Consider the following 12,709-nt stretch of genomic DNA (forward strand, 5'->3'; position numbering starts at 1 on the left):
AACGATGGCCTGTATGGCCGCCAGGTGGTAACCAAGCGTCCCCGAGGCCCCCCAGACCCTCAGCGGAAAAATCCGAAGGGGAATAAAAGGCCGTAAGCGGCCGGACTAGGGGTCGGACTCCCCTGGCCGCTTGCGGCTATGAGACTCCTGCAACCATACCCTCAGGTTAATACCGGTCAGCAACAGCAACACCGCCGCCACGGCAAAGACCATCAGACGGCCTTTCCAGGCGGCCACAACCGCCAACCCAAGACCGAAAACCAGAATAAAAAATTGACTGAACATGGCCTCTCCCTGCGCCACCCAAGGCTACCAGCCTCAGCCCATTAAATCGGGCCTTAAGAGAAAAATCTCTTCGATACGCTGTTTTTTTCATTTCTGCGGCCCGCCTCCGGTTTTGTTCACAGCGCACCTCGACGCCAGGGGGGGCTGATTCACATTTTTTCATCCTGCTGTCGGCTCTCAGACAATAGCCCAGGCAGATCACATTGTTAAATCAAGTTCTTACCTAAAATCAACAGCACTACCCCCCCTTTTTTAGCAATGATTATGACCATTATTGAAGCCCTGACTATCGGGCTGGGACTCAGCTACGCTGCCGCCCTGTTGCACGCCAGTCAACATCATTACGGTGCCCTGACCCTAATGTCGACTCTGGCGGCCGCCTTGCTGATCGCCAACCAGGCCACCCTGTGGCTGACCGTTACCCTGGCTATAACACTGGTTGCTGCGCTGCATCGTAGCCGCTGGGGGGAAAACTGGCTCACTCAGGTCGACCCTCAGCGCCTGCGCGTGCTGTGCCAGCATACTTTGGCGCTATCGATGTTGGTGGTCGCTGCTCAGTATGGAATTCATTTGTGGTTTCTCGGCCAAGGGCTGACGCCTCCCCTGCCCCGGCCGGATGTGGTGGATGCCTTTTTGCCCATCGCCGGCGGCCTGGGGCTTCGGGGAGCCATCGAAACCGGCCACCTGGACCACCACCATCCTGCTGCCATGGTGATGTTGACGGTGGTGCTGCTGGGCGGGCTGCTGTTCAAACGGGCTTTCTGCGGCTGGGTGTGTCCGTTGGGGCTGGCAGGGGAGTACCTGCATCGCCTGGGCGACCGCCTGCTCCCCGCCCGGCGCAACGTGCCTCCGAGGCTGGACGGGCCATTGCGAATGATCAAATACGTGCTGGCATCGGCACTGGTGTACGTGGTGGCGCTGGCGCTGCCAACCATGGCACTGCCCGGATACCTGAAAAGTTCCTATCACATTATGGCCGACGTCAAAATGGCCCAATTTTTTGTCGAACCGGGTACTTTGACGCTGCTGATGGGAACGGGGTTGATTGTGGCATCGATGTGGCGCCGCCAGGCGTTCTGTCGCTACCTGTGCCCCTACGGAGCCCTGATGGGCCTACTCAGCCTGCTGAGCCCACTCAAAATTCAGCGCCAGTCCGATCACTGCCTGATCAACAGCAAAGGGCTGGCCTGCGACAAATGCAGCCGCGCCTGTCCCGCCGGCATTGCCGTGCATCAGCAGACCCGGATTCACAGCGATGAATGTCAGGCGTGCCTTCGCTGTATCAGCGCCTGTCCCAAGCGGGCACAGGCACTGGCACTGAGCCTGCCTAATCAGCGTAAGGTCAGCGCCAACGGCCTCTTTGTCCTGTTGGTCATCACCCTGCTGCTGCTGCCGCTAATCGCACACCTCGCCGGAACATGGCACAGCGAAACCGACCCACTGATCCGCATTCAGCTGATACAGATGCTGGACAGCCTGGGGATGTAACCCGGCTGACTAACGGGAACCGCAGCGGCTTTGACCCAAAGCCGCGTACACTCGCACAATCCCCCGCTCATCGAGACGGTGCAGATAGCGATCCCAGGCCCGTTCGGCCACTCTCTGGGAATCCCCGGTGAGGGAATCCTTCCACTGTGCCAATTCCACGATCTGTTCACGGCTTAATTGACTCTGCCCCAGGCGGCGTACCCCTTCTTCCAGGCTTAACATGATCGCCTCCACCAATGCTCTGAGCTTATTTCTAGTTTGGCTCAGCTTCAGTGTCAAACGTCACTTGTCAGCCTAATCCTGAGCAAGCCAGGCCACGGCGTTACCAGTACAAAAGCCATCCCCCTCTCTCAGCCAGCCTCTGCTAATGGGTATTTTTTGCTCTACGCTCTAACTCATTGCTAATATTATTATTTCAATACTTCGTGAGCGTAGCCATGACCCTTGTTGCACGAATTCTGCTGTTGGCATTGCCTGTGGTTATTGCGGGCTGCGCCACCTCCCTGCCCCAGGTGAGTAAACCCGAGTCTTACGCCATTGCCCCGGATACCAACCAGCAGGCCTGGGAGTCCATTCAAGCCTTGCAGCAGGCTCACCCGGGCCAATCCGGGGTGTACCCTATCGGTGACGGCCGTGAAGCCTTCATCGCCCGACTCCAGGCCGCCACCGATGCCCAGGCCAGCATCGACCTGCAAACCTACATCTACCGGGATGATGATACCGGCCGGGCTGTGCTGTGGAGCCTGTGGCAAGCCGCCGAGCGGGGTGTCCGGATCCGGTTGTTGCTGGATGACATGCAGACCTCGGGCAACGATGAAGCATTGGCAGTGCTGCATCAGCACCCCGAGATTCAGGTTCGACTGTTCAACCCGTTCACCAAACGCCAATGGCGGGGATTGGAGTTGGTCGGCAGCTTCGACCGCACCAACCGCCGCATGCACAATAAAGCCTTTATTGTCGACAACAGTGTCGCCATCACCGGTGGCCGCAACATCGGCGACGAATACTTCGACGCCAGCCATGATATTGCCTTCGGTGATTTCGATGTATTGCTGATCGGGCCGGCGGTAATCGACATCAGCACTCAGTTCGATGACTACTGGAACAGTGACTACGCCATTCCCGTCGATGCCCTGGTGGAAACAACGCGTAGCACCAACCCGGCCGAAATCACGCGTGCCTTTGAACAGCGCATCGACGCCGATAAAAAGCAACAACAAGCCTACATCGACAGTCTCTACGAAACCGAGCTGGTGACTCATCTCGAACGGGGTGAACTGCCTCTGTACTGGTCACGAACCCGGGTGGTGGCCGACTCACCCCACAAGGCCGACAGCAGCAGCCCCGAGTCCAGCCTGATGGTGGACGCCCTCGCCGAAGAGTTTCGCAGATCCAACGACTCGTTGCTGCTGGTCTCCCCCTATTTTGTACCGGGCCAGGCCGGTGCAGATAACCTGGTGGCCATGGCCCGCCGCGGTCTGAAGATCAGCATCATCACCAATTCGCTGGCGGCCACCGATGTGGTCGCGGTGCACTCCGGCTATCGAGGCTATCGACAGCAGTTGCTGGAAGCCGGCATCGCCCTTTACGAAACCAAGCGCCGTCCCGGTATCAAGCCTGGCAGTTGGGCTGCTTCATCGCAGGCCAGCCTGCACGCTAAAACCATGGTGTTTGATCACCGTACCCTGTTCGTCGGCTCCTTCAACCTGGATCCGCGCTCCGCCCTCATCAATACCGAGATGGGGGTCTTGTTCGACTCGCCGAAGCTGGCCAAGCTGATGACCCAGTCGCTGGAAAAACAGATACCCAAATCAACCTACCGCCTGAGCCTGGAGGATGGCGAGTTGCGCTGGCACGATGACCAGACTGGAGCCGTGCTCTCCTCCGAACCCGACGCCAGCGTGTGGCGACGGATGGGCGCCTGGTTAATGACCTGGCTCCCTATCGAAGACCAGCTGTAATCTGCCCCATACAAAAGGGCCGGCGATTGCCGGCCCCTGATCAAGGGTTAACGGTTCTTTTTGCCTTTACCGGGCTTATCGCTACCGCCGCCACCACCGGTGTCACCGCCTCCGCTACTGCCGGTGCAGCTGGCCAGGGCCAGGTGCGCGTCGTAGGCACGAATCAGGCCATGACCATAGGCATCATCGCGGCCCGCCGTCCCCAAGTCTTCGGCAGTACTGGCCAATGCGGTGCGCACTTCTGAATTACTGCAGGTCGGATTATGACTCCACACCAGTGCCGCCACGCCAGCCACGTGCGGAGTCGCCATGGAGGTACCATCGAAGTAGGCATAGTGATCGGTGGACACCGCCAGGTCAGCCCTACCCAGGCTGGCCTTCAGGGCGGCACCGGCGCTGTCGCTGATTCCTACGGAAGGGATGGAGGTCGAAGTCTCGCCCAGGGTGCCGTACAGCATGCCCGGCTCGTTGTTGTAGATCACCGCACCGATACCACCGTTGCTTTGGCAGTTAAGCACCTTATCGGCAAAGCTGACGTTACCGCGGGCGATCAGGCAAACCTTGCCGGAGGCGGCGCAGGAGGCTTCGCCGGTACCGCAATCCACCAGGTCACCGGACACGGACTGAATGGGAGAGCCATCCATCATCGCCGAAGCATAAGCGCTGCCGTCAACGGTCAGATCAGACTTGGCTGCGCTGTCCATGGGCACGGAGGAGAGTACGCCCACCCCGGGTGCCGCCAACTCGACCTGGTTGGTCTGCTGCGAGAAATCCGCCACAGCCTTGTTCTCATCTATGGCCGCAACGGACACCACTGAATCGTAGGAGGCGGGGTAGGAGTGACGGGTGTTACCATCATTGCCAGCCGCGGCGATACTCAATACCCCTTCACCAAAGGCCTGTTCGAAGGCCCGCATCTCGGTACGGTTGGAGCGGGAACCGCCCAGGCTCATGTTGATCACCATGTTATCCAGCTGGCGATCGGCCTTAGCTGCCTTACAGGCATCCAGCGCGGCCACCAGACCGGAGGAGTAAGCCCAGCCATCGGCGCTGAACACCTTGATGATATGCAGGTTGAGGTTGCTGTTAGGCAGTACGCCCACCACACCGACGTTATTGGCTACCCCGGCAATGGTGCCGGCCACATGGGTGCCGTGACCATTTTCGTCGGTGAACCAGTCTCCGGTTCCCGGGTCACTGGTACCCTGGACCGCGCCGTTGTGGTTCAGATCTTCGTGCTGGCCGTCGTAACCGGAGTCAATGATGCACACCAGGGTGTTAGAGGCGGCAGCATCGGACAGCTGGTCAGCCTGTACCATAGGAATGCCGTAAGGGATGGTTTCGGACATCATGTAGCGCTTCACGTCCGCTTCTACATACTCTACGTTCGGGTTGCGCTCCAGTGCCTTCAGCGCCTGGGCCGGCAAGCTGACCGCCATCGCGTCATGGGCGGAAAGCTGGCGCTCAACCCGTCCCTTTCCCTGGGCAACACTGGCGGCCACTCCCTGGCCTTTACCCGGTTTGAATTTAACGATGTAACGTTCCTGAGTTTCTGCATAGCCCACATTGAGCAAGCTGGCGGCCGCCAAAGACAGCGCCAAGGAGGTCTTCTTCATCAGAGTCATAAATTCTACCTAACTTATCCTTAGTTATAGTTGTACCCCGTATCCCGAGGTGTCACGACTCCAGACTGTGACAACGATACCCTAACCTTAGGGAAACGCAGGCGTAAAGCAATCACCCGTGGCTGCAACCAGGGCGTTAACCTGATGCTGCTCGCCTTAACAGCGACTTATTCAAACAATCTCGCCACATTGCAGCCATCGACACTAAAGCTAGCCGAAATAGTGGAACCAAAAAGTTTTTTTATAAGCATTTCCATTCAAGGAGAGGAGATGCTTTCACTTGCCAAATAAAATCAAAAACTTGCAATGACCTGCCCCTCTGGACAGACCTGTTCCCTTTTTTGAGGGCAGTTTTGTACCGGAAGAAAATTTGTTTTGAACTCGATCACGATTCAACCGTGACGCCGATCTCGGTGCCTCAGCACAGTGGCGGGACATTCTGTGAATTGACTCCGGTTCATTAACACCCAAACCCAAAAATTCACCCCGCCAAAGTAAAATATTTCATTGACTCTCCGTCCCATGAGAAATTTTTGTCTGTGAAGGCGTCACGGTGTCTGTTGCTCCCTTTCCGTACTCTGAGCTCATCAAAACAAGCAATCGCACTTGGAGAAACCATGTCTAACAGACGCTCATTCCTCAAACTGGGGGCTGGCATTGCCGCTGGAGGGCTATCCGCCAGCATGCCGGCACTGGCCGCACGGGAAGGGACACAACACTGGGACGAAGAGGTCGACGTTCTGGTGATCGGCTCAGGCTTTGCCGGGCTGTCCGCCGCCCTGAACGCTCAGCGTCAGGGGCTGGGTAAAGTACTGGTACTGGAAAAAATGCAAGTCATCGGCGGTAACTCCGCCATCAATGGCGGCTGGTTTGCGGTACCCAAGAACCCGATTCAGCTGGCTCAAGGCATCAGCGACGACAGCCCGGCCGAGCTGGTAAAAGATCAGATGATCTCCGGCCGGGGCATGGCCAACGAAGCGATGCTGACCCAGATCGCCGAGCACGCTCTGGACGCTTACCATATGTGCGAGGATGCCGGCGTTGAGTTTCGCAAAAACTTCAACATCCAGGTCGGTGGCCACAACAAAGCCCGCGCCATTCGCAGCAAGCACGGTACCGGCGGCGATTACACTACCAAACTCTATGAAGCCGGCGCCCGGGAGGGCATCGAGTATCGCTTGCAACACTACATCGAAGACTTCATCCGGGTCGGTGATGAGGTCCAGGGCGTCGTGGTTCGCCGGGGCTACCGTTTCCCGGATCAGAAGACCGGCGAGCTGATCCGCATCAAGGCCAACAAGGCGGTGATCTGCGCCTCGGGCGGCTTTACCCGCAACATGGCCCTGCGCGCCGCGGTGGATCCATCACTGGACCCCACCCTGGACGGCACCAACCACCTCGGTGCCACCGGCGAGGTGATGCTCTCCGCCATGGCTCACGGTGCCCTGCCGGTACACCTGGATATGATCCAGACCGGCCACTGGGGCTCTCCCGATGAGGGCGGCTTCGGCTGGTCGGTAGCCTTGCTATCCATCAGCTGGCACGAGGGGATGGCCGTCAGTGTCCTGGACGGAAAACGCTTCATGAACGAGCGCGCCGACCGCCTGACCTGTTCCACCGCCATCATGAAGAACCGCTACCCGGACGGCACTCCCGCCTATCCGCTGGTGTTCTTCAACCACGATGACCATCCGGGCGACGATCGCGTCATGCGGGCCCTGAGGGATGAGATGGCCTGGAAAGTAGACAGCCTGGAGGAGATGGCAGAGAAGTTCAACGTACCACTGGCGCAGCTGAAGCTGAGCGTCAAAGAGCACAATGAGAACGTGAAAAAGCGGATCGATCCCCTGTTCGGCCGCAAGATGGACACCGCTCAGATACTGAAGGCTCCCTTCGTGGTCTCCCGTGTCTGGCCCAAAGTCCACTACTGCATGGGTGGCCTGAAAACCGACCTGGATGGACGCGTACTCGATGGTCGCACCATGACACCAATCAAGAAGCTGTACGCGGCAGGGGAAGTCACCGGCGGCGTGCATGGCCGGGCCAGGCTGAGCTCCACCTCCTGCCTGGAGTGCCTGACCATGGGCATCATCGTATCCAAAACCATTAAAGCTGACGCCTAAGGAGAACAGCATGAAATCAATTCTGTTAACCCTGGCGCTAGGCCTGGCTCTCACTGCGACCGCCCAGGCTGGCGAACTGACCAAGGTCAAAGGCAGCATCAAGGGCCGGGACAACCACCAGTTCCTGTATGAAGAGGGGTGCAAAGCCTGCCACTCGGGATCCGCCAAAAAATACGTCGACGACAGCGCTTGTCAGGACTGCCACGGCAACATTAACGACATCGAGATCACCCGCGAGCTGGTGCTCGAAGAAGCCAATCCGCACAAGAGCATTCACTTTAACCAGGGCGCCAGCTGTCTGGCGTGCCACGCGGAGCATCAGCAAAAAGCGCCTGTGTGCTCCGAGTGCCATCGCACCTGGTTTGACGTGATGTAACACCCTCGACACCGGAGCGGCTCCGGTGTCGACCAAAACAACAAAGTACCATTCCAATAGGATGAAGATGATGAAAAAACTTGCATTACTAATCGGCGTATTCTGCTCCGGCTCTGTGCTGGCCAATGCCCATCTGGAGCACGCCCAACTGCCTTACCAGCAAGCCACGGCAATCCCTTACGACAGCACCCCTTACACGCCTCAGGACACCATGCCCGAGCAGTGTAAAGACCCGATGGTGATGCAGTACATCGCCGATTGGGAAGCGGGTCGCGTTGACTTCAACACCATTCAGTCCAATGACTCCATTGCCAAGGATCAGCGATTCTGTAAGACCATGGACGACGACGGCAACATCATGGAAGCCAAGGACTGTAAACTGGAAAATGCCCCGGTCGGCTACCTGTGGAAAGAGCTGTCCGACGCCCCGGTAGTTATCGGCATCACCAATGGCGGCAAGTCTGACCACGCCCCCCACTTCCACGGCCAACCTGAGTGTTACTACGCCGTTTCAGGCCGTGCCCGCACTCTGGCAGACGGCCAGTATAAGTGGATGGAAAAGGGACAGTACTTCTACATTCCCGGTAACACCATCCACAACACCCCCATCACCGATGAGCAGGGCTTTGGAGTGATGTACTGGTACCCGAAAAACGCCCATTTCGACGGCTTCAAATACTACTGGCGCAAAGACGTGAAGAACCTGCGCGTAGCCGAAGAAGCCTTTGATCGCATCGATGCCCTGCGCAAAGCCGCCATGGATCTGGGCCCATACGGTACCAACCAAGACAAGTTCAAAAAATAAACAGATCCAACTATTTTTTGGAGCCGGTGCTGCCGGCTCCCTTTAAGGCAGTGAAATAATGAAAAACCTAACCAAACTCTCCACGGTGGCAGCGGCGGTCCTTACCCTGCTGACCACCCCGGTTCAAGCCCAGGAAGAAGACGGCATCAGCATCGGCGGCGCGGTGCGTGTTAACTACGGCATGAAGCTCTACAGCGACGCCTCCAAAGACAAGGGCGGCGACCTGACGTTTGATATGGCGGCCATCAAGTTCAACGGCAAGCACGGCGACTGGGGCCTGGCCTCGGAGTACCGTTTTACCTCCAGCACCGATTACATCAAGTACGGCTACGGTTACTACGACGTCAGCCCGGAATGGCAGCTGCAGTTTGGTATCAACAAGGTCCCCTTCGGCAACCGCGAATTCATCTCCAACAGCTGGTGGTTCGGTATTCCTTACTACCTGGGCTTCGAGGACGATCATGATGTGGGCCTGAAGGCCACCTTTGATAACGGCCAGTGGCACACCGACCTGGGCTTCTACAAGAACCCGGAGTACGGCGCCTCGGAGAACAAGCGCTACGCCACCGATCTGTACACCGGCACCATCAACGGCACCGAGTACGCCAACGAAGAAACCAACCAGCTGAACCTGCGCCAGACCTACACCCTGGCCCACGACGGCGGCAGCACCACCATTGGCGGTTCAGTTCAATGGGGTCAGATCTACAACAGCAAAACCGAGAAAAATGGCGATCGCTATGCCATCGCCGCTCACCTGGACTCCAGCTTCAACGGCTGGAACATTCAACTGCAGGCGATGCAGTACGAATACGACGCCGAAAACCAGGCGGGCGTAGACGGCAACAAGATCGGTGTCTCGGTCGTCAGCTGGCAGTATGAGATCGCCTCGAAAGGCCAGGCCTACAACTTCAACATCGCCAAAACCTTCCCCACCAGCTGGGGCAGCGTCAAGGTATACAACGACTTTGGCATCATGACTCCCGACACCGACGATGACAGCTTTGACAACAGCTACCAGAACGTGACTGGCGCCGCCATTGCCGCCGGGCCGCTGTACATCATGGCTGACTTTGTCATGGGTCGTAACATGACCTTCTCCACCGAGATGGACGACCACGTTGGCCTGGAAGAAGCGGGCGACGGCTGGGATCAGCGCATCAATATCAATTTCGGCTACTACTTCTAAGCCAAAACCAACATCACTCCTGTCCCCCAAGCGGCGCCCCTCGGTGCCGCTTTTTTAGTTGCTGACGATTTCACGACAACGCCCGCAGCAGTGACAACAGGGGCGGATAGCCGCCATGCCCCTTCATTAAATCCTCTTTCTGGTGACACTCGAACTCCTGAAACCTGGAACGCAGCCAACCCTGTTTGCCGCGCTGCTCGAATCGGACCGTTTCCCTGTCAACATGGCAGCCAAGCAGTAAAAAGGCTCCTTAAGGAGCCTTTTTATAAAGAGTCATCATCCCCGCAAAGCTCCTAGGCGCCCTCCTTTTGCATCGCCAGACAGTTACGGCAACTGTTGAAGCTGTCACGGTTAGCCTGGTAATACATGTGTACCCGCATCCCCATGCGCTCAAACTTCGCCAGACTCAACTCCTCTTTCCACTCATAAGGCAAGAAAACCCTTTGTAACTGCCGGAACAGGGTCTGTCGTTTTTCATGGAGAAACTGTCTATCAATCAAGCGACTCTCAAATGAGGACAGGCAACCACTGAGAAAAAACGTAATCGCCTGGGCGTGCTCACGCACCTCATCCTGAGTGGCGATCAAATCTCCCTGCTTCACTGCGAGTGCAAGGTAATCGTTGTTGGCTAACCAGTACTGATTGATTCTTTGTTCGAATACCTTGACCTTCTCAGGGCTGGCCAGGCGCCATATCATGCTGTTCACCGCCGTTTGACGAACCAGGTTAAAAGTCGGCGAAAAATAGGTAGCTTCAAAACTAAAGATTATTGGTATCAGAACCTTTTCGACCGACGTCAGCTCGGGATACAAACGCTCAAATTCCGAAAAATGATTGGATGTCGCGTTACGCAGAAAGCAGCACACCAACAGATCTTCCTTGCTTTCAAACAGCTTATAGAAGGTGCTGTTAGACAGCTCCGACTCTTTACTGACCTGGGACAGCTTAAAGGAGATCAGACCCTGCTTTTCGATCAAGGATTCCGTCGAATCGAGCAACCGGTGACAACGTTCAATCTGTACATCGGAATGGGGGCATTGCATACGTTCACTACCTATAGAACCGGCTTCAAACAGCCGGCGTCATTGTACTAAAAACAGGGTGGCCCAGTCCGCAGCAGTTCACATTTGCCACATTAACCTGTCGTTTTCCATTCACTCGAGATCACAAATAAACCCAATTCATTCACCGGGCCAGCAAACCTCTGGCAACCCAGGGACGCTGAATCAACAACTCAAACAAAATCACCCCATAACAGGCCGACTGAATGGTCCACCAGGCAGTGACCGACACCGGCAGACTCAACACCAGTGCCAGGGTCACCGGGCCATGAACCGGCAGGCGCCACCACAGGCGGCGACTGTCAGTGACTAAAGGCAGTGATGGTATCAAGGCGATCAGCGCCAACACCAGCACCCGGGCGCCCAGGCAAGCAACAATGGCCATCCCCATGACCCAGTAGCGCTCGGTAAACATCGACAGCGTAAGACTAAACCCCAACACCAACACCAGTACGTCGGCCCACATCCGCCCGCCCTCGGCAATAAAGGGCCGACTGGCGGCATCGATGCGGGGGGACAGCAGCAACACTGCCACGGCGGTGGTGACCACCCCGGACAAGCCAAAGCCCCACTCTGCTCCCCAGAACAGCAGATAACTCAAGGGCAACAACAGTCTGGGCGCTCGGGATAACAGTGGCCTCATCAGCCAGTGAGCACACCACGCCAGCACCAAACTGGCCAGCATCAACCAGAAAAATCCCAAGCTCAGCGACAGCGGTTGCAGTTGCTGCAAAGAGCCCGCGGTCGTCAACAGCATCAACCCCACCACGGCCAACATCTCTCCCCACAGGCCCTCGCCCTCCAGCAGCACTAGCAGTCCCCGCTTTTGCGGTATCAGCAACGAGCTCCAACTGGGATCGGCGGCAGCCAGCAACACACCGGCGATCACCGCCGATAACAGCGGAAATCCGGGGTGATCAATACTGAAATACAGAATCAGCGCCACGACCGTCACTGTGACCGCAAACACCAGACTGGAGGGGACTATCACCCAGGGCCACAGCCTGGACAGCCGCCGGCGGGAGAGGTGCAACGCCCCCTGTACCATCAACCAGGGCAGCAGCAAAAAGTAGATCCCCCTGGCCAGGTCCGCGGCCGTCACCCCGGTTTGCCAACCGAATCCAGTGACCGCCTGGCCCACCACCACCCCCAGCAGCAGCAGCAGCGGGTGGCGTACCAACAATTCCAGACGGGCCGCTGCCACCACCAAAGTAATGGCGCCCAAACCCAGTAACCAGCTCGATTCCAAAATCGCCCTGAGTCCTTATTAGATAACTGATTTATCTAAGCATAGTAGGCATTTCCACCACTGCACTGCCTCTGGACGCCCCAAAGGACCCGGCCACAAACTGGCCACAAACCCGCTACGCCATGGTCATCCCCCATGGCTCACAGACAGGCAAAGTTGCCGAAAGCCTCCCCGGCGGCAACGGAGCGATCGAATTCAGCTCCTAAAACCAGCAAATTCTGCGAGCCATCGCTCACTTTGGCGCCGGCCCCAACAGTTGTGAGTATTTGGAGGCCGGTTCGTAATCGACTGGTTAACGAAATGGGTCTGACCGACTGGGGCCATGGTCTTCCATCCGGCGGCAGGCCCCGCAATCCGCGGCCCCAGCCCCAACGGACAGGCCCAAAGCCGGGCCTCAAACCATAACAGAATCGGAATTGCCAAAGCTTTCCAAGTATTTGAGAGGACAATTGACGAAGATTATCGAAACATAACGCGGTGTTTTCACCCAAATTAAAACATGTAATTAAAATTCAAATGAAGCCACAAAATAGCCATGAGCCGACAT

Annotated in this window: 11 protein-coding genes; 6 read left to right on the forward strand and 5 right to left on the reverse strand. The window is 57.2% G+C overall.

Translation table 11 applies throughout. The features are described from left to right. Positions 1 to 105 precede the first annotated feature (105 nt). Positions 106 to 285: a hypothetical protein gene (locus BLT77_RS05290; protein WP_090363110.1), complete on the reverse strand. Its 180-nt coding sequence runs from the start codon at positions 283 to 285 to the stop codon at positions 106 to 108. Positions 286 to 549: 264 nt separating this feature from the next. On the opposite strand from BLT77_RS05290, the gene BLT77_RS05295 reads away from it, so the two are divergent. Beyond that, entirely contained in the window at positions 550 to 1,773 is a 1,224-nt protein-coding gene (locus tag BLT77_RS05295; protein ID WP_090363468.1) for a 4Fe-4S binding protein, read from the forward strand. 9 nt (positions 1,774 to 1,782) lie between these two features. Here BLT77_RS05295 and BLT77_RS05300 read toward each other — a convergent pair whose 3' ends face one another. Further along, positions 1,783 to 1,995: a hypothetical protein gene (locus tag BLT77_RS05300; RefSeq protein WP_090363112.1), complete on the reverse strand. Its 213-nt coding sequence runs from the start codon at positions 1,993 to 1,995 to the stop codon at positions 1,783 to 1,785. Positions 1,996 to 2,210: 215 nt separating this feature from the next. On the opposite strand from BLT77_RS05300, the gene BLT77_RS05305 reads away from it, so the two are divergent. After that, the gene (locus tag BLT77_RS05305; RefSeq protein ID WP_090363115.1) at positions 2,211 to 3,734 is read left to right on the forward strand and encodes a phospholipase D family protein; all 1,524 of its coding nucleotides are present in this window, start codon (positions 2,211 to 2,213) and stop codon (positions 3,732 to 3,734) included. Positions 3,735 to 3,781: 47 nt separating this feature from the next. On the opposite strand, the gene BLT77_RS05310 is transcribed toward BLT77_RS05305, so the two are convergent. Continuing rightward, a complete protein-coding gene (locus tag BLT77_RS05310; RefSeq protein ID WP_218126903.1) occupies positions 3,782 to 5,359 on the reverse strand; it encodes a S8 family serine peptidase in 1,578 nt (525 codons plus the stop codon). A gap of 617 nt (positions 5,360 to 5,976) precedes the next feature. Here BLT77_RS05310 and BLT77_RS05315 point away from each other — a divergent pair. From BLT77_RS05315 to BLT77_RS05330, 4 genes are all read left to right on the forward strand, one after another. Continuing rightward, positions 5,977 to 7,482, forward strand: coding sequence for a flavocytochrome c (locus BLT77_RS05315; protein ID WP_090363119.1), 1,506 nt, complete (start codon positions 5,977 to 5,979; stop codon positions 7,480 to 7,482). Between the two features lie 10 nt (positions 7,483 to 7,492). Next, on the forward strand, positions 7,493 to 7,858 hold the full coding sequence (locus BLT77_RS05320) for a cytochrome c3 family protein (protein WP_090363121.1): 366 nt from the start codon (positions 7,493 to 7,495) through the stop codon (positions 7,856 to 7,858). 70 nt (positions 7,859 to 7,928) lie between these two features. Then, a complete protein-coding gene (locus BLT77_RS05325) occupies positions 7,929 to 8,663 on the forward strand; it encodes a cupin domain-containing protein (protein WP_090363124.1) in 735 nt (244 codons plus the stop codon). A gap of 58 nt (positions 8,664 to 8,721) precedes the next feature. Beyond that, on the forward strand, positions 8,722 to 9,852 hold the full coding sequence (locus tag BLT77_RS05330; protein ID WP_425431718.1) for a hypothetical protein: 1,131 nt from the start codon (positions 8,722 to 8,724) through the stop codon (positions 9,850 to 9,852). 293 nt (positions 9,853 to 10,145) lie between these two features. Here the strand turns inward: BLT77_RS05330 and BLT77_RS05335 are convergent, their stop codons facing one another. Both BLT77_RS05335 and BLT77_RS20450 read right to left on the reverse strand, forming a co-directional pair. Next, a complete protein-coding gene (locus BLT77_RS05335; RefSeq protein ID WP_090363130.1) occupies positions 10,146 to 10,895 on the reverse strand; it encodes a TetR/AcrR family transcriptional regulator in 750 nt (249 codons plus the stop codon). Positions 10,896 to 11,037: 142 nt separating this feature from the next. After that, positions 11,038 to 12,162, reverse strand: coding sequence for a cation:proton antiporter (locus tag BLT77_RS20450; RefSeq protein WP_090363134.1), 1,125 nt, complete (start codon positions 12,160 to 12,162; stop codon positions 11,038 to 11,040). Positions 12,163 to 12,709: the final 547 nt, after the last annotated feature.

This window comes from Ferrimonas sediminum (assembly GCF_900100175.1).
Classification (GTDB): Bacteria; Pseudomonadota; Gammaproteobacteria; order Enterobacterales; family Shewanellaceae; genus Ferrimonas; species Ferrimonas sediminum.

Excerpts from the sequence above, each read along its gene's own strand:
- BLT77_RS05290 (WP_090363110.1), bottom strand. The coding sequence starts at position 285 with ATGTTCAGTCAATTTTTTATTCTGGTTTTCGGTCTTGGGTTGGCGGTT.
- BLT77_RS05295 (WP_090363468.1), top strand. The coding sequence starts at position 550 with ATGACCATTATTGAAGCCCTGACTATCGGGCTGGGACTCAGCTACGCT.
- BLT77_RS05300 (WP_090363112.1), bottom strand. The coding sequence starts at position 1,995 with ATGTTAAGCCTGGAAGAAGGGGTACGCCGCCTGGGGCAGAGTCAATTA.
- BLT77_RS05305 (WP_090363115.1), top strand. The coding sequence starts at position 2,211 with ATGACCCTTGTTGCACGAATTCTGCTGTTGGCATTGCCTGTGGTTATT.
- BLT77_RS05310 (WP_218126903.1), bottom strand. The coding sequence starts at position 5,359 with ATGACTCTGATGAAGAAGACCTCCTTGGCGCTGTCTTTGGCGGCCGCC.
- BLT77_RS05315 (WP_090363119.1), top strand. The coding sequence starts at position 5,977 with ATGTCTAACAGACGCTCATTCCTCAAACTGGGGGCTGGCATTGCCGCT.
- BLT77_RS05320 (WP_090363121.1), top strand. The coding sequence starts at position 7,493 with ATGAAATCAATTCTGTTAACCCTGGCGCTAGGCCTGGCTCTCACTGCG.
- BLT77_RS05325 (WP_090363124.1), top strand. The coding sequence starts at position 7,929 with ATGAAAAAACTTGCATTACTAATCGGCGTATTCTGCTCCGGCTCTGTG.
- BLT77_RS05330 (WP_425431718.1), top strand. The coding sequence starts at position 8,722 with ATGAAAAACCTAACCAAACTCTCCACGGTGGCAGCGGCGGTCCTTACC.
- BLT77_RS05335 (WP_090363130.1), bottom strand. The coding sequence starts at position 10,895 with ATGCAATGCCCCCATTCCGATGTACAGATTGAACGTTGTCACCGGTTG.